Annotated in this window: 19 protein-coding genes, 1 tRNA gene, 1 pseudogene and 1 riboswitch; of the genes and pseudogenes, 16 read left to right on the plus strand and 5 right to left on the minus strand. The window is 47.7% G+C overall.

The features are described 5' to 3' along the window. The first annotated feature begins 11 nt into the window (after positions 1 to 11). The 9 genes from GGR07_RS11765 (at position 12) to GGR07_RS11805 (ending at position 8,619) form a co-directional block, all read left to right on the plus strand. Positions 12 to 740, plus strand: coding sequence for a DUF5932 domain-containing protein (locus GGR07_RS11765; protein WP_021645822.1), 729 nt, complete (start codon positions 12 to 14; stop codon positions 738 to 740). Then, a complete protein-coding gene (locus GGR07_RS11770; RefSeq protein ID WP_021645821.1) occupies positions 730 to 2,184 on the plus strand; it encodes an AbgT family transporter in 1,455 nt (484 codons plus the stop codon). The genes GGR07_RS11765 and GGR07_RS11770 overlap by 11 nt, the downstream gene beginning before the upstream one ends. Before the next feature lie 201 nt (positions 2,185 to 2,385). After that, positions 2,386 to 2,459: transfer RNA gene (locus GGR07_RS11775), tRNA-Arg, on the plus strand. A gap of 162 nt (positions 2,460 to 2,621) precedes the next feature. Next, positions 2,622 to 3,353, plus strand: coding sequence for a tetratricopeptide repeat protein (locus GGR07_RS11780; protein WP_021646993.1), 732 nt, complete (start codon positions 2,622 to 2,624; stop codon positions 3,351 to 3,353). A gap of 427 nt (positions 3,354 to 3,780) precedes the next feature. After that, on the plus strand, positions 3,781 to 4,779 hold the full coding sequence (locus tag GGR07_RS11785; RefSeq protein WP_021646995.1) for an aminodeoxychorismate synthase component I: 999 nt from the start codon (positions 3,781 to 3,783) through the stop codon (positions 4,777 to 4,779). Then, positions 4,763 to 5,359, plus strand: coding sequence for an aminotransferase class IV family protein (locus GGR07_RS11790; protein ID WP_021646996.1), 597 nt, complete (start codon positions 4,763 to 4,765; stop codon positions 5,357 to 5,359). The genes GGR07_RS11785 and GGR07_RS11790 overlap by 17 nt, the downstream gene beginning before the upstream one ends. A gap of 75 nt (positions 5,360 to 5,434) precedes the next feature. Further along, the gene (locus GGR07_RS11795) at positions 5,435 to 6,100 is read left to right on the plus strand and encodes a DUF2461 domain-containing protein (RefSeq protein WP_021646997.1); all 666 of its coding nucleotides are present in this window, start codon (positions 5,435 to 5,437) and stop codon (positions 6,098 to 6,100) included. Positions 6,101 to 6,140: 40 nt separating this feature from the next. Beyond that, on the plus strand, positions 6,141 to 6,587 hold the full coding sequence (locus GGR07_RS11800; RefSeq protein WP_021646998.1) for a YhcH/YjgK/YiaL family protein: 447 nt from the start codon (positions 6,141 to 6,143) through the stop codon (positions 6,585 to 6,587). A 19-nt stretch (positions 6,588 to 6,606) separates the two neighbouring features. After that, positions 6,607 to 8,619, plus strand: a complete 2,013-nt coding sequence (locus GGR07_RS11805; RefSeq protein WP_034543723.1) for an alpha amylase C-terminal domain-containing protein — start codon at positions 6,607 to 6,609, stop codon at positions 8,617 to 8,619. Positions 8,620 to 8,733: 114 nt separating this feature from the next. Here GGR07_RS11805 and GGR07_RS11810 read toward each other — a convergent pair whose 3' ends face one another. From GGR07_RS11810 to thiD, 5 genes are all read right to left on the minus strand, one after another. After that, positions 8,734 to 10,431 carry an alpha-amylase family protein gene (locus tag GGR07_RS11810; protein WP_034543728.1) on the minus strand — a complete coding sequence of 566 codons (1,698 nt, stop codon included), beginning with the start codon at positions 10,429 to 10,431 and terminating at the stop codon, positions 8,734 to 8,736. Between the two features lie 59 nt (positions 10,432 to 10,490). Next, positions 10,491 to 11,288: a patatin-like phospholipase family protein gene (locus tag GGR07_RS11815; RefSeq protein WP_021647001.1), complete on the minus strand. Its 798-nt coding sequence runs from the start codon at positions 11,286 to 11,288 to the stop codon at positions 10,491 to 10,493. Between the two features lie 23 nt (positions 11,289 to 11,311). Next, complete coding sequence (locus GGR07_RS11820) at positions 11,312 to 11,575, minus strand: hypothetical protein (protein WP_021647002.1); 264 nt, start codon at positions 11,573 to 11,575, stop codon at positions 11,312 to 11,314. 937 nt (positions 11,576 to 12,512) lie between these two features. Continuing rightward, positions 12,513 to 13,400: an ACP S-malonyltransferase gene (gene fabD, locus GGR07_RS11825; protein ID WP_021647005.1), complete on the minus strand. Its 888-nt coding sequence runs from the start codon at positions 13,398 to 13,400 to the stop codon at positions 12,513 to 12,515. An 89-nt stretch (positions 13,401 to 13,489) separates the two neighbouring features. Beyond that, entirely contained in the window at positions 13,490 to 14,284 is a 795-nt protein-coding gene (thiD, locus tag GGR07_RS11830) for a bifunctional hydroxymethylpyrimidine kinase/phosphomethylpyrimidine kinase (RefSeq protein WP_034543727.1), read from the minus strand. Positions 14,285 to 14,591: 307 nt separating this feature from the next. Then, a riboswitch (cobalamin riboswitch) is annotated at positions 14,592 to 14,810 on the plus strand. A gap of 58 nt (positions 14,811 to 14,868) precedes the next feature. Between thiD and GGR07_RS11835 the strand changes: the two genes are divergently transcribed. The 7 genes and pseudogenes from GGR07_RS11835 to GGR07_RS11865 form a co-directional block, all read left to right on the plus strand. Continuing rightward, positions 14,869 to 17,388 carry a ribonucleoside-diphosphate reductase subunit alpha gene (locus tag GGR07_RS11835; protein ID WP_122056603.1) on the plus strand — a complete coding sequence of 840 codons (2,520 nt, stop codon included), beginning with the start codon at positions 14,869 to 14,871 and terminating at the stop codon, positions 17,386 to 17,388. A 31-nt stretch (positions 17,389 to 17,419) separates the two neighbouring features. Next, a complete protein-coding gene (locus GGR07_RS11840) occupies positions 17,420 to 18,469 on the plus strand; it encodes a ribonucleotide-diphosphate reductase subunit beta (RefSeq protein ID WP_034543726.1) in 1,050 nt (349 codons plus the stop codon). 389 nt (positions 18,470 to 18,858) lie between these two features. Further along, positions 18,859 to 22,347, plus strand: a complete 3,489-nt coding sequence (ileS, locus tag GGR07_RS11845; protein ID WP_122056602.1) for an isoleucine--tRNA ligase — start codon at positions 18,859 to 18,861, stop codon at positions 22,345 to 22,347. 42 nt (positions 22,348 to 22,389) lie between these two features. Further along, positions 22,390 to 22,770 carry a TraR/DksA family transcriptional regulator gene (locus GGR07_RS11850; protein ID WP_021647013.1) on the plus strand — a complete coding sequence of 127 codons (381 nt, stop codon included), beginning with the start codon at positions 22,390 to 22,392 and terminating at the stop codon, positions 22,768 to 22,770. A gap of 120 nt (positions 22,771 to 22,890) precedes the next feature. Then, positions 22,891 to 23,547 (plus strand): lipoprotein signal peptidase, encoded by a 657-nt coding sequence (locus tag GGR07_RS11855; RefSeq protein WP_034543721.1) that lies wholly within the window; start codon positions 22,891 to 22,893, stop codon positions 23,545 to 23,547. Next, positions 23,537 to 24,610 carry a DUF4296 domain-containing protein gene (locus tag GGR07_RS11860; RefSeq protein WP_034543720.1) on the plus strand — a complete coding sequence of 358 codons (1,074 nt, stop codon included), beginning with the start codon at positions 23,537 to 23,539 and terminating at the stop codon, positions 24,608 to 24,610. The genes GGR07_RS11855 and GGR07_RS11860 overlap by 11 nt, the downstream gene beginning before the upstream one ends. Before the next feature lie 9 nt (positions 24,611 to 24,619). Beyond that, a pseudogene (locus tag GGR07_RS11865) lies at positions 24,620 to 24,921 on the plus strand (hypothetical protein); the annotation flags it as partial.

The raw sequence follows: 24,921 nt of genomic DNA on the forward strand, positions 1-24,921 counted from the left end.
AATAAGAGAAAATGGAAGAAAAAAAGTTTAAAGTCATCATTGTAGAAGATGTAAAACTGGAATTGAAAGGGACGGAAGAGATTTTCCGTCATGAGATTCCGAATGCGGAAGTCATCGGTACGGCCATGACCGAAAGCGAATTCTGGCCGTTGATGGAGGTTCAATTGCCGGATCTGGTGTTGTTGGATCTCGGACTCGGGGGCTCTACCACTATCGGGGTAGAGATTTGCCGAAACATCTTCAAACGTTATAAGGGCGTGCGCGTGCTTATCTTTACCGGCGAAATATTGAATGAGAAACTATGGGTCGACGTGCTGAACGCCGGAGCCGACGGAATCATTCTAAAAACGGGCGAACTGCTCACTAAAACGGATGTTCAGGCGGTGATGGACGGAAAGAAGCTCGTGTTCAACTATCCTATTCTGGAAAAGATCGTAGACCGTTTTAAACAGTCGGTGGTGAATGACGCCAAACGGCAGGAAGCCGTGATAAACTACGACATCGATGAATACGACGAGCGTTTCCTCCGTCACCTGGCTTTGGGATATACTAAAGAAATGATCGCCAACCTGAAAGGAATGCCTTTCGGTGTGAAATCGTTGGAAAAGCGACAGAACGATCTTATCGGCCGGCTTTTCCCGAACGGAGAGCGTGTCGGGGTAAATGCCACCCGTCTGGCTGTGCGGGCATTGGAATTGCGTATTCTTGATCTGGATAATTTGGAAGCGGATGAAGAATAGATGGCGCATACCTCACCCGGCGACGATGTTTTTCCTGCTGACGCTGGCAGTCGTTTTCTTATCGTGGATATGTGATATTTACGGTTTAAAGGTGACATTGCCGCAGTCCGGCGAAGACATTCGTGTGCAAAGCCTGCTGAGTCCCGAAGGGATTCGCTGGTGGTTGCGGAATGCCATCAAGAATTTTACGGGGTTTGCCCCGTTGGGCATGGTGATTATCGCCATGTTCGGCTTGGGAGTCGCGCAACACTCCGGCTTTATTGATGCATGCATCCGCATGGGGGTGGGGAAGAACCATGATAAAAAGAAGATTATTTGGGGAGTGATTATTCTGGGGCTGCTGTCGAATGCCATCGGAGACGGCGGATATATCATTTTGCTCCCTATTGCAGCGATGCTGTTTCAATGGGTGGGGCTTCACCCCATAGCAGGGATTGTGACGGCATACGTGTCGGTGGCTTGCGGTTATAGCGCGAATATCGTGCTGAGTACGGTAGATCCTCTGCTGGCCCATATCACTCAGGAAGCAGCCTTGACATTGATCGGATATCAAGGCAACACAGAACCGCTCTGCAATTACTTCTTTATGAGCGTGTCGACTGCGGTGATTGCCGGTGTCGTTTATTGGGTTACCATACGTTATCTGCTTCCTGCTTTGGGTGAATACGGAGGAAAGGTGAAAGTAGAAGCCTATCGGCCCTTATCGCGCAAAGAACGCCGGGGAATCATGATGTCGGTGGTTGTGGCGGCTATTTATGTGGCGATCATTTTATGGCTGACTTTTTCTTCTTACGGCATTCTGCGCGGTGTAAACGGCGGACTCATGCACTCGCCTTTCATTGCGGGCATTCTCTTCCTGCTTTCTTTGGGAATAGGAATCACGGGTATGGCATACGGGTTCAGCTCCGGCAACTATCGTGGCGACAACGATGTGATCGAAGGCCTTACCCTGCCGATAAAGCTATTGGGCGTTTATTTCGTCATCGCTTTTTTCGCGGCGCAAATGTTCGCTTGTTTCGAATATTCCCATCTGGATAAATGCCTGGCCATCATGGGAGCCGATTTATTGTCTTCGTTTGAACCCGCTCCGCTCTCCGCGCTTGTTTTATTCATCGGCTTCACCGCCTTTGTCAACCTGATTATGGTATCCGCTACCTCGAAGTGGACTTTCATGTCATTCATTTTCATTCCGATATTTGCCCAAATGGGTATTTCTCCGGACGTCACTCAATGTGCATTCCGAATCGGAGACAGTTCGACGAACGCCATCACTCCTTTTCTGTTCTATATGCCTCTGGTGCTGACTTACATGCGGCAATACGATAAAAACATCACTTATGGTTCGCTGTTGAAATACACATGGAGGTATTCATTGTGTATATTATTGGTATGGACCCTCTTGTTTGTATGTTGGTACTTGTCGGGTTTGCCGATGGGATTGTAGATTTTGGAAAAAATATATATCTCTATCCGGATTTCTTCTTTCAATTTTCCCGGTAACACGTGTATTGCAATATTCTTCCGATAAGACGTTCGATCGGTAAGCGGTTGACAAATAAATAATAAAGATTTTTATTCATAAAAAAATGGCGGAATGTTTTTGAGATTCTATAAAAAACACTACCTTTGCACCGCAATTAAGGATGGTTCCGTAGCTCAGCTGGATAGAGCAACGCCCTTCTAAGGCGTGGGTCAAGCGTTCGAATCGCTTCGGAATCACAGTGAAGCAGTTACTCCGGTAGCTGCTTTTTTTGTTTTCCGGCTAAAGGAACGAACGCCATATAACATTCAAAAAAAATACAAAAAAACAAAAATCATTATACGCCTTTCTATTATTACTTTTACTTTTGAAAGAATAATAACTAAAAACACATTAAAATTATGAAGAAATTAATTCCTTTATTTGTCTTTTGTATAACTGTATCCGGTCTTTTTGCACAAAATGATCCTAACCAATTGAAAAAAGAAGGGGGAAGCGCGTTTAATGCGAAAAACTATCCGGTGGCATATGAAAAGTTCAGCGAATATCTGAAACTTACCGATAATAATGACTCTGCAGTGGCTTATTATTGCGGTATTGCAGCGGATAAGCTGAAGAAATATGCGGAAGCCGCAACTTATTTCGATATAGCTATTCAGAAGAATTATAATACGGGAAATTCATACGTCCGCAAAGCGATGGCTTTGGAAGCGCAACAAAAAAATGATGAATATGTGGCAACTTTGGAAGAGGGGCTAAAGGCTGTCCCGGGCAACGAGGCACTGGAAAAAAACTATGGCGTTTATCTGCTGAAAGCAGGAGTTAACGCCCAAAAAGCCGGTAAACTTGCCGAAGCCGAAGAGTGTTATAAAAAAGTAAGCACGCTGAACAACAAGAAATATAAAACAGATGCTTTGTACAGCCTTGGTGTTCTGTGTTATAACAATGGTGCCGATATTCTGAAGAAAGCCGCTCCGTTGGCTAATACCGATGCGGAGAAATATGCGGCTGAAAAGGCGGTTGCCGATGCCAGATTCAAAGAGTCGGCCGGTTACTTGGAAGAAGCGGCGAAAGTTTCTCCGGAGCGAGCCGAAATAAAGCAGATGCTTACTCAGGTGAAAAGCGCAATGTAATTTTTGATGAAACTCGCATAGCGGAAACATTCTTTTCTGCGATTGTTTCCGGAAGTTGGGGCTGGCCGAAATGGGACAGCCCCTTTCTTTTGCTTGCCGTTTAAAAGTGAAAAAGGTGGAATTGTCCTTATTTCCAAGCAGGTAAAGCAATATTCTCAAGTTGATTGAATGATATTTCGTTATCGGGTTTTCTTCAAAGATTCTCTGCTCATCTCTAAGCCTGTCATGCTTGATTCTGAAACTCGCCCGTCTTTGTTTTCAAAGCCCGCCGTGTTTGTAATCAAAGCCCGCCGTGTTTTTTTCAAAGCCCGCCGCCTTTTTTCCGAACCACGGTAACGAATAAAAAAGCAACCTTATGTGTTTTTTTATCGCATTCTGTTTCGTACATTTGCTCATCTTTATTTTGTTTCAACAAGAAGAAAGCTATATGCGATTATATACCAAAAATCAGGCTATCGGTCGGATGAATGAATTGGGGAAGAGCGGTTCACCCTTCGTTTTTATTATTAATTATGCCCGGAACGCCTCTTATATAGAAGAAGTGTCGTCGGTAGACGGCAACGAAGTGCTGTATGACCTGAACGGCTTCAGCAACCTTAGCGGGAAAGACCGAAGAGAGTGTTCGGTTCCTTCGGCGGAACCCGTTTTATGGAAATCTTTTCCGGAATCTTTCGAAGCATACCGGCGTTCGTTTCAGGTGGTCAGGCAAAATATTCTGGCGGGAAACAGTTTTCTGACCAACCTGACTTGTTGCACCCCGATAGAGACAAATCTGAGTTTGAAAGACATTTTCTTCCGGTCGAAAGCGTTGTATAAACTTTGGGTAAAAGACTCGTTCACTGTTTTCTCTCCCGAAATATTCGTCCGGATACGGCAGGGGAGAATAAGTTCTTATCCGATGAAAGGAACCATCGACGCCACTCTGCCCGATGCGGCCCGGATGTTGATGGAAGACCCGAAGGAAACTGCCGAACATGCCACCATTGTCGATTTGATCCGCAACGACCTGAGCATGGTAGCCGAACAAGTCGCGGTATCCCGCTACCGATATATAGACGAGTTGCAGACCAATCGGGGAAGGATTCTTCAAACAAGTTCCGAAATTCAGGGAGTTTTGCCGGAGCGTTTTCAGGAAAGACTGGGAGAAATTGTCTTTCGGCTTTTGCCTGCGGGATCGATTACCGGCGCGCCTAAAAAGAAGACAACGGAGATTATCGCCGAGGCGGAAACTTACGAAAGAGGGTTTTATACCGGAGTCATGGGATATTTCGATGGCGACGTACTGGATAGCGCCGTCATGATACGTTTTGTGGAGCAGGAGGGAGGAAAGCTCTTTTTCAAAAGCGGGGGCGGCATCACTTGCCGGAGTGAAGCGAAAAGCGAGTATGATGAAATGAAGCAAAAAGTATATGTGCCTATTTATTGAAACCATCAGGATAGAGAACGGACGGATATGCAATCTCGACTATCATGCCGCGCGGTTCAACCGCACGCGTGCGGCTTTCGGGAAAGATTCCGCTCCGGTTGCCCTGTCCGATATGGTCTCGCCACCTTCTGCGGAAGGCGTTTATAAATGCCGTGTGGTGTACGGCGAAGAGATTGAAGAGGTGACATACGCTCCTTACCGGATGAGGGAGGTAAGTTCCTTGCGCCTGATTGCTTCGGACACGATCGACTATACTTATAAAAGTGCCGACCGGAGCGAACTGAATGCTTTGTTCGGGCAAAGAGGTCGGGCAGATGATGTATTGATTGTGAGGAACGGATACCTGACGGACACTTCGATAGCCAATGTGGCCCTTTACGACGGCAACAAGTGGTGTACTCCGGCTTTTCCTTTGCTGAAAGGTACCAAGCGTGCGGAACTTTTGGATAAAGGTCTGATCGTAGAACGGGAAATCACGTGGCTGCAATTAGGCTGCTTTTCACGTATCATGCTGTTCAATGCCCTGATCGATTGGGAGCGACTCATTATTCCGGTGGACGGAAACAGCTTAATGCTATAGCGATAATTGCCTGTTTTGTGTGTTTTTTAAAATAAAATTCGTACGTTTGTAGGTGAATCATTGAAAACAATTAAAATGAATGCACCTTTTATCTTCCGGTTTTTAAAAGATCTTTCGGCGAACAACAATCGCGAATGGTTTAACGAACACCGGGAAGAATATGAGACAGCCCGCAATGAGTTTGATAAATTGCTGGAGGCCGTCATCGGACGTCTCTCACTCTTCGACGAAACAATCCGGGGAATCCGGCCGAAAGACTGTACGTACCGTATTTACCGCGACACACGCTTCTCTGCCGATAAAACCCCTTACAAGAATCATTTCGGCGGCTACATCAATGCGAAAGGCAAGAAATCCGATCATTGCGGTTATTATATACATTTGCAGCCCGGCGGGTGTATGCTCGCGGGAGGAAGCTACTGCTTGCCCCCGAATGTGTTGAAAGCCGTCAGACAATCTATTTACGACAACGTGGAAGAATACATCTCGATTGTAGAAGATCCGGAGTTTAAAACATATTTTCCCGTTGTGGGCGATGATTTTCTGAAGACTGCTCCGAAAGGATTTCCGAAAGACTTTCCTTACATCGACTATTTGAAGTGCAAGCAATATATTTGCGCGCATGAAGTGCCCGACGACTTTTTCACCCGTCCCGGCGCTTTGGACGAAATAGAAAAGGTGTTCAGGCAATTCAAGCGTTTTGCCGATTTTATCAACTATACCATCGATGATTTCGAATGACTGAAACTTTAAAATATATACATTAAAAAGAGAGATTATTATGATAGTAGATACGTTAGAAAACATTGAGAAATACGTGGCTTTGAATCCTTTGTTCGCACAAGCTGTCGAGTTTTTGAAATCGCACGACCTGCAAGCCATGGAAGCGGGCAAAACAGAAGTGAAAGGGAAAGAGCTGGTAGTCAATATCGTCCGGACAAAGCCTAAAAAGAAAGAAGAAGCCAGGCTCGAAGCCCACAGGGAGTTTATCGATATTCAGCTGCCTTTGTCGGGAACTGAAGTCATCGGGTATACTCCTTTGGCCCGTTGTGTTCCGGCAGACGCTCCGTTTAATGCCGAAGACGATATCGTATTTTTCGACGGAGCGGCCGAAACCTACGTTTCCCTGAAACCGGGGATGTTCGCTATCTTCTTTCCGCAAGACGGACATGCGCCCGGCATTACCCCCGACGGCGTGAAAAAAGTAATCGTAAAAGTGAAAGCATAACCTTTTATTCTGCTCTGATATGGAAAAGACTCTGAATCTTATTAAAAATGATCCCTGGCTGGAACCTTATGCCGAAGCGATTATCTGTCGTTACGGGCATGCGTTGAAAAAGGAAGCCGAGTTGACCGACAAAGGGAAGCAAAGCCTTGCCGACTTTGCTTCGGGTTATCTTTATTTTGGATTGCATCGCACAGTGCAAGGATGGGTTTTCCGTGAATGGGCGCCAAACGCTACACATATTTATCTTGTAGGCACATTCAATAACTGGGAAGAACAGGCTGCTTATAAGCTGAAAAAGCTGAAAAACGGAAACTGGGAAATCAATCTCCCCGAAGAAGCTATTCATCACGGCGATTTGTACAAGCTGAACATCTATTGGGAAGGCGGACAGGGCGAACGCATTCCGGCATGGGCCAATTATGTGGTTCAGGATGAACGCACTCATATATTCAGCGCACAGGTATGGGCGCCCGAGAATCCGTATCGATTCAGAAAGAAAGCGTTCAAGCCGAACACTTCTCCTTTGCTTATTTACGAATGCCACATCGGAATGGCGCAAAACGAAGAGAAGGTAGGCAGCTATGCCGAATTCCGCGAAAAAATTCTTCCGCGTGTAGCCGAAGACGGATACAACTGTATTCAGATTATGGCCATACAGGAGCATCCTTACTACGGAAGTTTCGGTTATCACGTTTCCAACTTCTTCGCAGCCTCTTCAAGATTCGGCACTCCCGATGAGCTGAAAGAACTCATCGATACGGCTCATGAAATGGGCATTGCCGTCATCATGGATATCGTACATTCGCATGCCGTGAAGAATGAAGTGGAAGGATTGGGCAATTTTGCCGGCGATCCTCATCAGTATTTTTATCAGGGCGAGCAGCGTGAGCATCCGGCTTGGGACTCTCTATGCTTTGATTACGGCAAAAACGAAGTGATTCACTTCCTGCTGTCTAACTGTAAATATTGGTTGGAAGAGTACAAATTCGACGGGTTCCGCTTCGACGGAGTTACTTCCATGCTTTATTACAGTCACGGATTGGGCGAGGCTTTTTGCAATTACGGCGATTACTTCAACGGTCATCAGGATGATAATGCCATTTGTTATCTGACGTTGGCCAATAAGTTGATTCATCAGGTGAACCCGAAGGCGATAACCATTGCCGAAGAAGTATCGGGGATGCCGGGACTTGCCGCCAAAGCGGAAGACGGCGGCTACGGATTCGATTACCGCATGGCGATGAATATTCCCGATTACTGGATTAAAACGATCAAAGAGAAAGTGGACGAGGACTGGAAGCCTTCGAGCATGTTCTGGGAAGTGACCAATCGCCGTCGGGACGAAAAGACCGTTTCGTATACCGAAAGTCATGATCAGGCATTGGTAGGCGATAAGACGATCATTTTCCGCCTGATCGATGCCGATATGTATTGGCACATGCAGAAGGGAGACGAGAATTATGTGGTTCACAGAGGAATAGCTTTGCACAAAATGATTCGCTTGTTGACCGCATCCACTATCAACGGCGGTTATCTCAACTTTATGGGAAACGAGTTCGGGCATCCCGAATGGATCGATTTCCCGCGTGAAGGAAACGGATGGTCGTATAAGTACGCCCGCCGTCAGTGGGATTTGGTGGACAATAAGAATCTGGCTTATCACTATCTGGGGGATTTCGACAGGGAAATGCTGAAGGCCATCAAAAGCGTGAAGGACTTTCAGGCAACGCCGGTTCAGGAAATCTGGCACAACGACGGCGATCAGATTCTGGCTTACGCGCGCAAGGATTTGCTGTTTGTATTCAACTTCAATCCGAAGCAGTCGTTTACCGACTATGGTTTCCTCGTTGCTCCCGGAGCGTATGAAGCAATCTTGAATACGGACAGCGTGTCGTTTGGCGGAAACGGTTTCGCCGATGATTCCGTCGTTCACTTTACCATCGCCGACCCTCTGTATAAGAAAGAAAAGAAAGAATGGCTGAAACTTTATATCCCCGCCCGTACCGCAGTGGTGCTGAGGAAGAAGAAGTAGGCGAGCGGAGATGTGTAGGATACAGGCGACAGCTTTACACCGGTTGTTCTCGTGTCGGGATTCCGACGGGGCGGTGTAAAGCTGTTGTTTTGTGATATATCCCCGAATAAGCCGTCAAAAGATGATTTTCAGTATTTTGCCGCTGTATCCGCCTACGGATACTTCTGTGGCTTTATACGGCAGCAGACTGATTTCTTCCTCTTTTCCGGTCAGCAGTTCGGTGGCTTTGCAGACGTCGGTCTGCGGCATTTGCAGATAGTCGAAAGCGTGCGAAGGTATGTTGATGGCAACGTCGACCGGCTGGCTGTCGAAGTTGACTACAAAAAACAACAACTCATTGCCGAACTTCCGCATGAATGTGTACTGCCTGTGTTCGTTGAACTTCCATCCGTTGATATTCGCGTACATCAGATCGAAGAAAAGCCCTTGAGCGATGGCTTGCTCTTCGTTGCAAAGGGTGAGCACTTTCCGGTAGACGGTGTACAAACGCTTGTGTTCTTCGGATAACATCTTTCCGTCGAACTTGCCTCCGTTCCGCCACCTTCGGATGGTGTCCACGCTCCAATAGTCGAATATGGTGGTTCGCCCGTCTTTACCGCTGAATCCTTCGTTGTCCATGCCCCGTTCGCCGAATTCCTGTCCGAAATAGATCATCATCGGATTGGTGTTCATGCAGGCCGAAACGATGAGACCCGGAATACCTTTGCGCGGGTTTCCCGCAAAGAAATCGGAAGCGATGCGCTGCTCGTCGTGGTTTTCGAGGAAGTTGAGCATCTGTTTCTCTATTCCGTTCAGGCTTTGCCAACATTGGGTGATGGCTGTTGCCGACTGAAAGCCGCAGATTACATTGCGAAGTGTTTCGTACAAGCCGACTTTATCGTACAGGTAATCGAATTTTCCCCGTTGCAGATAATTACGGTATTCGGCGGGATTGTAGACTTCGGCGATGAAAAGGATGTCGGGATAAGCCTCTTTTACTTGTGGAATCGCCCATTCCCAGAACTCTACGGGAACCATTTCCGCCATGTCGCACCGGAAAGCGTCTATCTTTTTCGAAGCCCAGAACAGCAGTATGTCCAACATTTTGAACCATGTATCCGGAGTGGGCGAGAAGTGGCACGTGCCTCCGTTCTGATAGTCTATGCCATAATTCAGCTTTATGGTTTCATACCAGTCGTTCACCGTTGGCGTCGCGTCGAACCGGTTGTTGCCTGTCGCCTTGGCGGGAAACTCCCGGTAAGGTTCCGCTGCTCCCGCCGTCATGTCGAATTGTCCGCGGAGTTCGGCTTTGGGAATGTAATAAAAGTTATTGTAAGGACTGAATGATTGCGCCGGGTCGTCGTTGGCTCCGAGGTTTACAGTCCCGTCGGGTTGCATGTCCGAATGGTACTGACGCGACACGTGGTTCGGAACGAAATCGATTATCACCTTTAGTCCTGCACGGTGCGTGCGGCGAACCAGATTCTCGAATTCCTTCATCCGTTCGGGTATGTCGTTCACCAGATCTGGGTCTACATCGTAATAATCCTTAATGGCGTAGGGCGAGCCTGCTTTTCCTTTCACGATGGCGGGATGGTCGGGGCGGATGTTGTAGCGGCGGTAATCGGTCTGCGTGGCATGCTCGATGATGCCGGTATACCAGATATGCGTCGCTCCCGTCTTTTTGATTTCTCCCAAAGCCTTGAGCGTAAAGTCTCCCATTTTACCGCAACCGTTGGTAACGATATCCCCGTTGCGCACGCAATGGTTGTTGTTGTTTCCGAACAGGCGGGTAAAAACCTGATAGATGATGATTTTCTTTTCGTTGTCCATTATGTTGTTTTTTTCTTCAGTGTCGATATTCTTTTTGGGTATTGCAAAGCGCAACGGCTTTACTTCCATATTTTCCCTTTCTCTTCGAGCAACGAGCCGAGCAGCCGGTTGGCGGTTTCGTATCCCTGATTGAATATTTCTTCCGCTTTTTCCAGTTCCGTGTTGCTATATCCGTTCAGGTTGTACGGCTCGATCAGCAAGTCGCATTTTGCTCTTTCGGGAAAAGTGTTTGCGCGGAACATGAAGTGGAAAGAACGCATGGCGATGGTCAGGATATTCATTTTATAGTCTTCCGCCATGAGCGGGCTTACGTTTACCCCGACCACCTTGTCGCATACTCTGCGAAGGGTAGAAACGGGAAGATTCATCAGGAGCCCCCCGTCTACGTAGTTCGTACCGTTTATTTTCACGGGGGCGAACATCACGGGCATGCAGCAGGAGGCTGCGATGCGTTCGGCTATCGGCCCGCGATGAAAGTGTACCATGCGCCCGTGGTCGAGGTCGGTGGCTGTGACAATCAGCGGTATTTGCAGCTCCTCCATTCGTTGGGCCCTCAGATGGGTGCGAAGAAAGTCCATAAATTCGCTCAATTCGAATAATCCCCTTTTAGGAATCGTAAGTTTGGTAAGGTCGAGAAACTTATGTCCTGCAAAATATTCGATAACCTGATAAGGCTCGTTGCCGTCGGCGCAGAACACCCCCGCAAGCGCGCCCGCGCTTACTCCGGAGATGATATCCGGTCTGATGTCGTGTTCCAACAAGGACTGCATGACTCCCAAATGAGCAAATCCTTTGATAAATCCCCCGCTTAGCGCATAGCCTATCTGATATTTTCGGCTATTCCATTTCTCGTTCATAACTAACTACTCTTGCTTTTCATTTACTTCGCCACGAATTTAATGAATTTATTGAAAGTAACGGAAGGATAGGGGATAGTTTTTTGTCCGATTTGCAATCCGGCCGAACGGATATACGGTTGAAACTGCGATGATATGGCGTTGTTTGAGGTTTTCTGCGCTGTGAATCGGGCGGCAATACGTATTCCGAGTGGCAGTATGCTGGCGAAAGCTCTCTTCGAGGGTGATGGATCGGCGGATTTGTGGCAGATTTTGGATGCGATGGAGGAGAGGGATGCCTCATTCATCTTCTTTTTGGGGAAAGAAACAGAGGCGCAGCAGTCTGAAACAAGATTTTCCGGAAAGCTTGAGGAGAACAGGTTTTGAACAAACAGAAGTGTTCCAAATTGGGGCGTTGCTTTTTTCGGGAACGGAACAGGGGTTTTGCCGGTTTGAAGCGGGGAGATTTTTCCCGAAAAAGTGTGATTCTCTGCGGGATGTGTTGAAATAGGTGTGCTCGTAGACAAACTTTGTCTGGAAGAAAGAGCATGATTCTGCCGGACTGAATCGGCAGGCTTTTGATGAAAGCTATCACTTTGTCGGATTAAAAACGAAGACTCTGTCGAGGTGATGTAGAGCTTTTGCCGGGTGAAAACAGAGCTTCTCACTGATGAAAGCCAAAGCTCTGTTCTGCGAAATCAGAGGTGCTGTTCTTCGAAATCAGAGGTACTATTCTTCGAAAACAGAGCTTCTGTCCGGAGTAAACAGAACTTCTATTCGGCCCCAATAGACTCTCTATTTAAGAGCAGGTGGAATTTTCATCTGTCCTGCGCCGGACTTTCGTCAATCGGGAAGAGTTTCTAACCGGATGAAGCGTTAGGTTTTACTGACACAAACCACGACTTTTAAAACCGCCGGGACGAATCCGGTGAAGCAGTGGAATTAACGGGATTCCGTATGGCGGAAACAGAAAAATGCGGATTTATACATAGGAGACAAGCCCTTGAGCTTGCGGTCATTGTATAAATCCGCATGGAGTAAAATTGGAAACTAAATAATCACTCGCTTATAAATCTTGTGATTATTGTATCAATCCACGTTGCGCGTTTGGGAAATTTCTCGTCAGGTTCCCCGCCGATTCGTTTTTCGTTTCCCGCAAAATTTCTTTTCGCTCTCTGCCGCTTTTCGCTTGGTTTCGAGCCGATTTGCTTTTCGGCGAAACGAATCTCCCGAAGTTACGCCTGTTTATTCGATACCGTGCGCATTTGCGGTAGAGTCGATCTTTTTAATCAACCCTTGAAGCACTGCGCCGGGACCGCACTCGGTGAAGTCTGTCGCGCCGTCGGCTATCATTTTTACAACAGTCTGTGTCCAACGTACGGGAGCGGTGAGTTGCGCCACCAGATTCTGCTTGATTTCCTCCGGATCGGTGTGCGGCAAAGCGTCTACATTTTGGTATACCGGGCATTTCGGAGTGTGGAAATGGGTGGCATTGATGGCTGCGGCGAGTTCTATCTTTGCGGGATCCATCAACGGAGAATGAAACGCTCCGCCGACTTTCAACGGCAACGCGCGTTTGGCTCCGGCTGCTTTCATCAGTTCGCACGCCTTCTCGATGCCGGGAACCGAACCGGAAATTACGATTTGTCCCGGGCAGTTGTAGTTGGCAGCCACGCACACTTCGCCTTCCGCAGACACTGAGGCGCAGATCTCTTCCACCTTTTCGTCGGGCAACGCAAGGATGGCGGCCATTGTAGAAGGCGTTTTCTCGCAGGCTTTCTGCATCGCCATCGCACGTGCGTAAACCAGCTTCAAACCGTCTTCGAAGCTCAGCGCGCCGGCGGCCACCAATGCCGAAAACTCTCCGAGCGAATGCCCGGCGGTCATTTCAGGTTTGAAATCATCGCCCATGCAAAGCGCGGAAATAACCGAATGCAGGAACACGGCAGGCTGGGTTACCTTTGTCTGACGGAGGTCTTCGTCCGTTCCTTCGAACATAATATCTGTGATACGGTATCCGAGGATACCATTGGCTTTTTCAAACAAGTCCTTTGCTAAAGCTGAATTCTCATACAGGTCTTTGCCCATTCCGACAAACTGGGCGCCTTGACCGGGAAATACGAATGCTTTCATGTCTTTTCTATTTTAATTTATTGTTAATTGCATCGCAAAGGTATACTTTTTTGCAATACGACGGCACAAAAATCCTTTTTTTGTGCAATTCACTTGTGGAAATGCCACAACGGACCGTTGCCGTGTCCGATGTTCAGTTCCTTTGCGGCGAGGATGGAGCGGGTGATGTAGTCTTTCGCTTGCCGCACCGAATCTTGCAAAGAACATTCCCGCGCAAGATAAGTGGCTATGGCGGAAGAAAGCGTGCATCCCGTTCCGTGCAGATTGCGGCTTTCTATCTTCGGTTGCTCGTAGCCGAGCGTTGTGCCTGAGGCGCGAAGCAGGTCGAACGCCTTGTCGCCCGGCAGATGTCCTCCTTTTATCAACACCGAAGTATGGTAAGTATCTGCCAGCTTACGGGCAACCTCCCGCATCTCTTGCAGGCCCTCCGCCGTTTCGCCGGAAAGGATTTCCGCCTCGTGAAGGTTCGGCGTGACAAGGGTGGTGAGGGGCAACAATTCCTGCTTCACCCTTCCGACGGCTTCTTCCGTCATCAGCCTTTTCCCGCTGGTAGATACCATTACCGGGTCGTAAACAACGTGTGCCGGACGGTATTTCCGCAGGCAGGCAGCTATGGTTCCTACCATATCGGCGTCATAAATCATCCCGATTTTCACGGCGGAAGGCTTCAGATCGTCCATCACCGCTTCTATTTGCCCGCGTACGACATCCGCAGGAACCGGATGTACCGCCGCTACGCCCCACGTGTTCTGTACGGTAATCGCCGTGATGGCGGTTGCCGCATACCCGCCCAATGCCGAGATTGTCTTCATGTCCGCCTGTATTCCCGCTCCTCCGGAGCAGTCGGAACCGGCAACGGATAAAATGACCGGATGATTTTCCATTTCGTTCATATATTTTCGGTAAAGATAAAGTAAAAACGGATAGCAGCCAAACGGCTTCGGGAGTTCGGCGGATGCCAGGCGGGGGAGTCGTAAGGTCGGCATATCTCTTTTGCGCCCGCTGCGGATGCGCGCTTCCGGACATATTTGTTCGTTTCCTCCGCCGGGTGTTGCGCTGCCTTTCCCCATCGCACGGAAAGGTTGGTGCGCAGATGCTTTGCGGAAGAAAAAGTGCGGAAAAGAAAAGCCGCTTTCGGAAAAAAGAGAAAGGATTTGTGCCGGCTTGGATGCAATAAATGCCAAATTCCATTATCTTTGCTGCCGAATTGGTTCCGGGCAGAGTTCTTCCTCTATCCGGATGAAAAGGGAATCGGGTGCAAATCCCGGACAGTCCCGCTGCTGTGAAGCTCCGTTTATAAATTACGATAAATACTATAATAACCACTGGCTGCTTTGAGGAGACGAAGCGCCGGGAAGGTATCGGAAATGAGGAGTCAGTCAGAAGACCTGCCGTTCATCAAAGGCTGTTTCTACTCGTGGGATAGGGAAGCAGTGCGAAAGATTTCATAATTCATTAAAAACGTTTCATGGAAATAATCAAGAGAAATGGGACGACGGAGCTTTACGACAAAGAAAAGATTGCCGTCGCCATGCGGAAAAGTTTCTCCAGCACCGGGCAGCAAGTCGCCGATCAGGTCATTTACGCTATGGCCGGCGAAGTGGAGTCGTTTGTCCGTGACTGCATAGACAATCGCAGCGTAGAAAAGATACAGGATGAAGTAGAAAAGGTGTTGATGGAGCACGGTTTCTATGCCGAGGCCAAAAACTATATCCTGTATCGCTGGCAACGCACCGAGCGCAGAAAAGCACTGAACAACATTGCAGGCGAACTGCGTGATGAAAGCATTACGCACGTGCTTAAAGGCATACAGGCGGATTTTCCCGAAAGCGAATACAGCCTGACCCTGCTTGCCGAGAAGTTTTCCGGATTTTGCAAGCCGGAAATGTCCACCGACGAACGTTTGGAAGCGCTTATCAAAGCGGCTGTGGAACTTACCACGCAGGATGCGCCTTCATGGGAGTTCATCGCCGCGCGCCTGCTCGCCCATCAGTTGAAGGCAAAGCTCGAACGGCAAGCCGAAGCTGCGGGAATCGGTTCTTTCTACGACAAATTGCGCTATCTTACGAAAGAAGGACTGTATGGCAGCTATATACTCAACACGTATTCGCAGGAAGAGATTGAGGAGGCCGCCGGCTTTATGCAGCCCGAACGGGATAAGTTGCTGAACTATTCGGGACTGGATTTATTGGCGAAACGTTATCTCATCCGCACCCATTCGCACGAGCCGGTGGAGTCGGTACAGGAAATGTACCTCGGCATAGCGTTGCATCTGGCGATGCCCGAAAAGAACGACAGGCTTCAGTGGGTTCGTAAGTTCTACGACTTGCTTAGTCGGCTGGAAGTGACGATGGCTACGCCGACGCTGGCTAATGCGCGTAAACCTTATCACCAGCTTTCCAGTTGCTTCATCGATACGGTTCCCGACAGTCTGGAAGGAATCTACAGAAGTATCGACAACTTTGCGATCGTCAGCAAGTTCGGCGGTGGAATGGGGCTTTACTTCGGTAAGGTTCGTGCCTCCGGCGGTGACATTCGCGGCTTTAAAGGAGTGGCGGGCGGAGTCATTCGCTGGATGAAACTGGTCAATGATACGGCTGTTGCGGTCGATCAGCTGGGTATGAGGCAAGGCGCCGTAGCCGTCTATCTCGATGTTTGGCACAAAGACCTGCCCGAATTTTTACAGCTCCGCACGAACAACGGAGACGACCGCATGAAAGCGCACGACATCTTCCCGGCCGTTTGCTACCCCGACCTCTTCTGGAAAATGGCCAAAGAGGATCTGAACCAGACTTGGCATTTATTCTGTCCCAATGAGATTCTGAAAATCAAAGGTTATTGTCTGGAAGATTATTACGGGAAAGAGTGGGAGAAAAGATACTTGGACTGTGTAAAGGATGCCCGCATCTCCAAACGTACCATCAGCATTAAGGATATCGTGAGGCTGACGTTGCGATCGGCGGTCGAAACGGGCACTCCGTTCACGTTCAACCGCGATACGGTGAACCGGGCCAATCCCAACAACCACCGCGGCATTATTTATTGTTCCAACCTGTGTACGGAAATCGCCCAGAATATGTCGCCCATAGAAACGGTTTCCACCGAAATCCGGTCGGAAGAGGGCGATACGATCGTGGTAAACACTTTCCGTCCCGGCGATTTTGTCGTATGCAACCTTGCCAGCCTGTCGTTGGGACACCTGCCGTTGGAAGACAAGGAGCAGATGAAAGAGAAGGTGGCGACAGTGGTGCGCGCACTCGATAACGTGATCGATCTGAACTTTTATCCCCTTCCTTACGCTAAGATAACGAATCATCGCTATCGCAGCATCGGACTGGGAGTGAGCGGTTATCACCATGCTTTGGCGATTCGGGGCATTGCGTGGGAGAGCGAAGAACATCTCCGCTTTGCCGATCAGGTATTCGAAAACATCAACTATGCCGCTATCGAAGCAAGTGCCGAGCTGGCAAAAGAAAAAGGAAGCTATGCTTATTTCGAAGGAAGCGACTGGCAGACCGGAGCCTATTTCTCCAAACGGGGGTACGTTTCGCAGGCTTGGAACGAACTGGCGGTAAAGGTTGCCGCATGCGGCATGCGAAACGCTTATTTGCTTGCTATCGCTCCTACAAGCAGCACCGGCATCATTGCGGGAACTACGGCAGGAATCGATCCGGTAATGAAACGCTTCTTTCTGGAGGAGAAGAAAGGGGCGATGCTTCCCCGTGTGGCTCCGGCTTTATCCGGCAAAACTTTCTGGATGTACAAAGGAGCTTACTTGCTCGACCAGCAATGGAGCATCCGCGCCGCCGGCATTCGTCAGTTGCATATCGACCAATCTCAAAGTCTGAACCTTTATATAACCAATGATTTCAGTATGCGTCAGGTTCTCGACTTATATCTGCTGGCATGGGAGTGCGGCGTGAAGACACTGTATTACGTGCGCGGCAAATCGCTGGAAGTGGAAGAATGCGAAAGCTGTGCATCTTAAAGAAGAAGAAAAATAAAAAAGAAATAGAATGATGGAAATCAAGAAATTAAAGAAGAATGCCCTCTTCAATCCGCAGGGCGACACGGAAATACGGCTGAGGCGAATGGTGGGGGGAAATACAACCAACCTGAACGACTTCAACAACATGCGCTATAAGTGGGTAAGCGATTGGTATCGTCAGGCGATGAACAACTTCTGGATACCCGAAGAAATCAACTTAACGCAAGATACCAAAGACTATCCGCATCTGGACAAAGCGGAGCGGACTGCGTATGACAAGATTCTGAGTTTCCTCGTGTTCCTCGATTCTTTGCAGAGCAACAACCTGCCAACCATCAGCGAGTATATCACGGCCAACGAGGTGAACCTTTGCCTTCATATTCAGGCGTTTCAGGAATGTGTGCACAGTCAGAGCTACAGTTATATGCTCGATACGATTTGCAGCCCCGAAGAACGGAATGAAATTCTGTATCAATGGAAAACCGACGAGCATCTGCTGAAGCGGAATACGTTTATCGGCAACTGCTATAACGAGTTTCAGGAGAGTCAGGACGGGTTTACGCTCATGAAGACGCTCATCGCCAATTATATTCTCGAAGGCATTTACTTTTACAGCGGCTTTATGTTTTTCTACAACCTGAGCCGCAACGGGAAAATGTCCGGATCGGCTCAGGAAATCCGCTACATCAACCGTGATGAGAATACGCATCTCTGGTTGTTCCGCAATATTATTCTGGAACTGAAGAAAGAAGAACCCGATTTGTTCACTCCCGATAAGGTGGAAGTATACGAGGCCATGATGCGCGAAGGCGTGCAGCAGGAAATAGACTGGGGGCAATATGTGATAGGTGATCATATACAAGGGTTGAATAAGAAGATGATTGCCGACTACATTCGCTTCCTTGGAAATCTGCGTTGGAGCAGTCTCGGCTTCGACCCTTTGTACGAAGACAACCGGAAAGAGCCGGAAAGCATGCATTGGGTGTCGCAATATTCGAATGCCAACATGGTGAAAACCGATTTCTTCGAAGCGAAAAGCACCGCTTACGCAAAGAGTACCGCGTTGGAAGACGACTTGTAGCAGATTACGGCATCGTTTGTGAGAAAAAAGTGGCGATACCGGAAAAAGAAAACATAATCTTCGGAAAGCGATTCTATCTCCTTTCTGTATCGTATATAATTCCGAATGTTATTCAATCTGTTATATCGCTGTTTTACAATGAAATATACATTGTAATATAAATAGTCTGTTGAAATAAAGCTCTGCTTGAATAAAGTTGAATCAGTTGTCCGAACGCACTCTGTCGGGCAACTGATTTTTTTCTTCCGAATGATCGGGAAACAGAAGAATTTTATTTTTTCCTTTCGTCTTTATATCAGTAAATAAATGTTTTTTGTAACTTTGCACCCTTAAAAATGGGATATTCCTAAAACGGTAATTGTAAAATAGTTAAATAGATAAATAAACTCATGGGTAAGAGATTTACTGAGTATTCGCAGTTTGACCTCTCTCAGGTGAACAAAGAGGTATTGAAGAAATGGGACGAGAACCATGTTTTCGCCAAAAGTATGACAGAACGTGAAGGCTGTCCTTCGTTTGTTTTTTTCGAAGGGCCCCCCTCGGCAAACGGTATGCCGGGTATTCACCACGTAATGGCTCGTACCATCAAAGATATCTTCTGCCGTTACAAAACGATGAAAGGATACCAGGTAAAGCGTAAAGCCGGTTGGGATACGCATGGTCTTCCTGTGGAGCTGGGCGTGGAAAAAGCGTTGGGCATTACGAAAGAGGATATCGGAAAAAAGATTTCCGTTGCCGAATATAATGCCGCCTGCCGCAAGGAGGTGATGAAGTACACCAAAGAGTGGGAAGACCTGACACATAAAATGGGGTATTGGGTGGATATGCAGCATCCTTACATCACCTACGACAACCGTTATATCGAAACTTTATGGTGGCTGCTGAAACAGCTCTACAAGAAAGGTTTGCTATACAAGGGATATACCATTCAGCCTTACTCGCCGGCTGCGGGAACAGGCCTGAGCTCTCATGAGTTGAACCAGCCCGGATGCTATCGCGATGTAAAAGATACCACTGTTGTCGCTCAGTTTAAGATAAAAAATCCCAAACCGGAAATGGCCGGATGGGGAACTCCTTATTTTATCGCCTGGACTACGACTCCGTGGACGCTGCCCTCGAATACGGCACTCTGCGTAGGACCGAAAATCGATTACGTTGCCGTGCAGACGTACAACGCATATACAGGCGATCCCATCACCGTGATTCTGGCAAAAGCGTTGCTGAACGCGCACTTCAATCCGAAGGCTGCCGAGCTGAAGCTCGAAGATTATAAAGCGGGAGACAAGCTCGTACCTTTCAGAGTAATAGCCGAATATAAAGGTACCGACCTTATCGGCATGGAATACGAACAGTTGATTCCATGGGTGAAGCCGGTAGAAGTATCCGAAGAAGGAAACTGGACGAGAAGCGATAACGGTTTCCGTGTCATTCCCGGCGATTATGTAACGACGGAAGACGGTACGGGTATCGTACACATCGCGCCTACTTTCGGTGCCGACGACGCCAATGTGGCACGTGCGGCAGGCATCCCTTCTCTTTTCATGATCAATAAAAAAGGGGAGACCCGCCCGATGGTGGATCTCACCGGCAAATTCTATACTCTCGATGAACTGGACGAAACATTCGTCAAAGAATGTATAGATGCAGACAAATATAAGGAATATCAGGGAGCATGGGTGAAGAATGCTTACGATCCCCAGTTTACCGTCGACGGAAAGTACGACGAGAACGCGGCGCAGGCGGCGGAGTCGCTGGATATCGCCCTTGTCATGATGATGAAGATGAGCAATCTGGCTTTCAAGATCGAGAAGCATGTCCACAATTATCCGCATTGCTGGCGTACGGACAAACCGATACTTTATTATCCGCTCGACAGCTGGTTTATTCGTTCCACTGCTTGCAGGGAAAGAATGATGGAACTGAATAAAACCATCAACTGGAAACCGGAATCTACCGGAACCGGACGTTTCGGCAAGTGGCTGGAGAATCTGAACGACTGGAACCTGAGCCGTTCGCGTTATTGGGGAACGCCGCTTCCTATCTGGCGCACAGAAGATTATTCGGACGAAAAATGTATCGAGTCTGTAGAAGAACTTTATAACGAAATAGAGAAATCGGTGGCTGCCGGATTCATGAAGTCGAATCCGTACAAGGAAAAAGGTTTCGTGCCGGGCGAATACACCGAAGCGAACTATGAGAAGATCGACCTTCACCGTCCGTATGTCGACGATATTATTCTTGTTTCTAAAGATGGCCGCCCCATGAAGCGCGAATCCGACCTTATCGACGTTTGGTTCGATTCGGGTTCCATGCCTTACGCTCAAATCCATTATCCGTTCGAAAACAAAGAATTGTTGGACAACCGTCAGGTATATCCCGCCGACTTCATTGCCGAAGGAGTAGACCAGACACGCGGTTGGTTCTTTACTCTGCACGCCATTGCGACCATGGTTTTCGACAGTGTTTCGTATAAAGCGGTTATTTCCAACGGACTGGTGCTCGACAAGAATGGAAACAAAATGTCGAAGCGCTTGGGCAATGCGGTCGATCCGTTCGCCACTATCGAGAAATACGGTTCCGACCCGTTGCGTTGGTACATGATTACCAATGCTTCCCCGTGGGATAACCTGAAGTTCGATGTGGAGGGAGTAGAGGAGGTCCGCCGCAAATTCTTCGGAACACTGTACAATACATATTCGTTCTTCGCGCTTTATGCCAATGTAGACGGATTCGAATATAAAGAAGCGGATGTGCCGATGGAAGAGCGTCCGGAAATCGACCGCTGGATCTTATCGGTACTGAATAGCCTGATTAAGGAAGTAGACAACTGCTACAACGAATATGAGCCTACTAAGGCAGGCCGGTTGATTGCCGATTTTGTGAACGACAATTTATCTAACTGGTACGTGCGTCTCAACCGCAAACGTTTCTGGGGAGGCGAATTCACGCAAGATAAGCTTTCCGCCTATCAGACATTGTATACTTGCCTTGAAACCGTAGCCAAATTGATGGCTCCTATCTCCCCGTTCTATGCCGATCGTCTCTATACCGATTTGATTGCCGCATCCGGCCATGAGCAGGTTGTTTCCGTTCATTTGGCCCAATTCCCGCAATACCGGGAAGAAATGATCAACGGAGAATTGGAGGCCCGTATGAAGATGGCGCAGGATGTCACCTCCATGGTATTGGCTCTGCGCCGTAAAGTCAATATCAAAGTGCGTCAACCGCTGCAATGCATTATGATACCGGCGGTGGATGAAGAGCAAAAAATGCACATCGAGGCAGTGAAAAACCTGATCATGAGCGAGGTGAATGTAAAAGACATTAAATTTGTTGACGATACTCAAGGCATTCTGGTGAAGAAAGTGAAGTGCGACTTTAAGAAGATGGGACCCAAATTCGGAAAGCAGATGAAGGCGGTTGCCGCTTCCGTAGCCGAAATGTCTCAGGAAGCCATTGCCCGGCTGGAAAAAGACGGCCGTTACACCTTGTCGTTGGACGGAATGGAAGCGACAATCGAAGCGTCGGATGTGGAAATCATCAGCGAAGATATTCCCGGCTGGTTGGTTGCCAACGAAGGCAAGCTGACTGTGGCGCTCGAAGTAGTGGTTACAGAAGAACTTCGCCGTGAAGGCATTGCCCGTGAATTGGTAAATCGTATTCAGAACATACGCAAATCGAGCGGATTCGAGATAACCGACAAGATTAAAATCACAATCTCGAAAAATAAGCAAACAGATGATGCGGTAAATGAATATAATGGCTATATTTGCAACCAAGTTTTAGGCACCTCTCTCGAATTGTCGGACGAAGTAAAAGATGGGGTAGAACTTAGTTTCGATGATTTTTCGTTGTTTGTAGATGTAATGAAAGAATAATACTGAATGAAATATTGATTAACCTTTTAAACCAGTGAAGATATGGCAGAGAAAACCAGATATTCGGATGCGGAGCTCGAGGAGTTCCGTGCCATCATAATGGATAAATTGGAGTTGGCTCAGCGTGATTACGAACAGTTGAAAATGAGCTTGATGGGATTGGACGGCAATGACACCGACGATACGTCTCCCACATATAAGGTGTTGGAAGAAGGAGCCAATACGCTTTCTAAAGAAGAAACGACACGCCTGGCACAACGCCAGTTGAAATTCATCCAAGGATTGCAGGCCGCTTTGGTTCGTATAGAGAATAAAACCTACGGTGTCTGTCGCGAAACGGGAAAACTGATTCCTGCAGAACGTTTGCGCGCTGTTCCTCATGCTACATTGAGCATCGAAGCTAAAAACAGCGGTAAAAGATAACAGATAGCTGAAGGCTACGAGTGACGAGCTACAAGTAGCTGCGCAATATTTACGCACGGCAACTTGTAGCTCGTTGTTTTGCCTGTAGTCCACAGTTTGTAATTTTGTCAATTGAAAATAATGAAGAAATTTTTTACGAAAGGGAGAACGGCCCTGCTCATTATCTTTTCGGTGCTGATTATCGACCAGGTAATCAAAATATGGGTTAAAACTCACATGTATTGGCACGAAAGTATCCGAGTGACCGATTGGTTTTATATTTATTTTACTGAGAATAACGGGATGGCTTTCGGTATGGAATTTATCGGAAAGCTCTTTTTGACTACTTTTCGTATTTTTGCCGTCGGACTTATCGGCTGGTATCTTTACAAAATTGTCAAACGAGGATTGAAAACCGGATATATCGTTTGTGTTTCCTTGATTCTGGCGGGCGCTTTGGGAAATATCATCGACAGTGTTTTCTATGGTGTCGTTTTCAATGAAAGTACCCATTCTCAGATAGCCTCTTTCATGCCCCACGACGGGGGATATGCCGGTTGGTTTTACGGGAAAGTGGTAGATATGTTCTATTTTCCGATTATTGAAACCAATTGGCCGGCATGGATGCCGTTTGTGGGAGGAGAGCATTTCATCTTTTTCAGCCCGATTTTCAATTTTGCGGACGCCGCCATCAGTTGCGGCATTATCGCCTTGTTGATTTTCTATAGTAAATACCTGAACGAATCTTGTCATTCATCCCGTAGAGATGAAAAAGCGGCTGTAAGCAATGAAAAATAAATTTTGGTTTCATCTGTGTTTCGTTTCGTTTCTTGCGTTTTCTTTAACGGCATGCAAAGTGAAAAGACCCGACAATGTATTGTCGGAGCCGGAAATGGAAAACTTGCTTTATGATTATCATATTGCAAAAGCCATGGGCGATTATCTGCCTTATAACGAAAGCTATAAAAAGGTGTTGTACATTGACGCCGTATTTCAAAAGTACGGCACTACGGAAGCCGTGTTCGACTCTTCCCTTGTCTGGTACACGCGAAATACGGAAGTCCTTTCCAAAATTTATGAGAAAATCAATAAACGGATGAAAGCCAATCAGGATGAAATAAATCATCTGATTGCGCTACGCGACAAAAAGCCGAAGATGAGCGAGCCGGGGGATAGTATAGATGTATGGCCTTGGAGGCGGATGTTGCGGCTGACCGGCAAAAAGTTGAATAATTATTATACGTTCGTGTTGCCGGGCGACTCGAATTACAAAGACCGCGACACATTGGTTTGGGAGGCACGGTATCATTTCCTGCATACGATGCCTGCGGACTCGACCGGAGGGGCTGCCATGGCGATGCAGATCGTATACGACAAAGATACGATCAGCCGTTTGGAACATATAGATGGCCCGGGTGTTTACCGGATACGTCTGTTTGCCGATACTCTGGGTACGATAAGAGAAGTGAAAGGTTTTATTTATTATGCGTCGAACGATTCGTTGCAAGGAGGAACGCTGTTGGCGGACCGGTTCAGCCTTCTTCGCTATCATTGTACGGACACGCTTTCCATCGCTGCGAGAGACTCGGTGAATAAGGCGGAAAAACTGAAAACCGACTCGTTGAAGCAGCAACCTTCTGCGCAACCCTCCGATTCTTTGCAGCAAGCCGAGCCTAAAGAAAATCCCATACGTTTGTCTCCCGAAGAAATGAACCGCAGACGCACAGGTGTTCGTCCCGAAAAAAGGCAGGAGCAGATAGAAGTGGAGCGCCATATTCAGGAAGAGCAGGAACAGCAAAGAAAGGAGCGGGAAATAAATCAACGCAGAATCCACCAACAGAGATCTCAAACGCGTCGCTGATTGTTCATTATGAAACATTTTGCCTCTCATTATCTTTACTTGCCCGGTACAGGGTTCCTGAAACAGCAAGTCGTAACCGTTTCCGACGAAGGGTTCGTGGAAGCGATAGCTCCATTGACGCATGAAGTTGAGTCGGTGGAATGGATTCCGGGAGTGATTGCCTTGTTTTCCGCAGAACAATTGGAGGCTTTGAAAAAAAACACGGCGGGCTTTGAAAAAAACACGGCGGGCTTTGAAAAAAACACGGCGGGCTTTGAAAAAAACACGGCGGGCTTTGAAAAAAACACGGCGGGCTTTGAAAAAAACACGGC

Source organism: Bacteroides pyogenes (assembly GCF_014196225.1).
Lineage (GTDB): Bacteria > Bacteroidota > Bacteroidia > Bacteroidales > Bacteroidaceae > Bacteroides > Bacteroides pyogenes_A.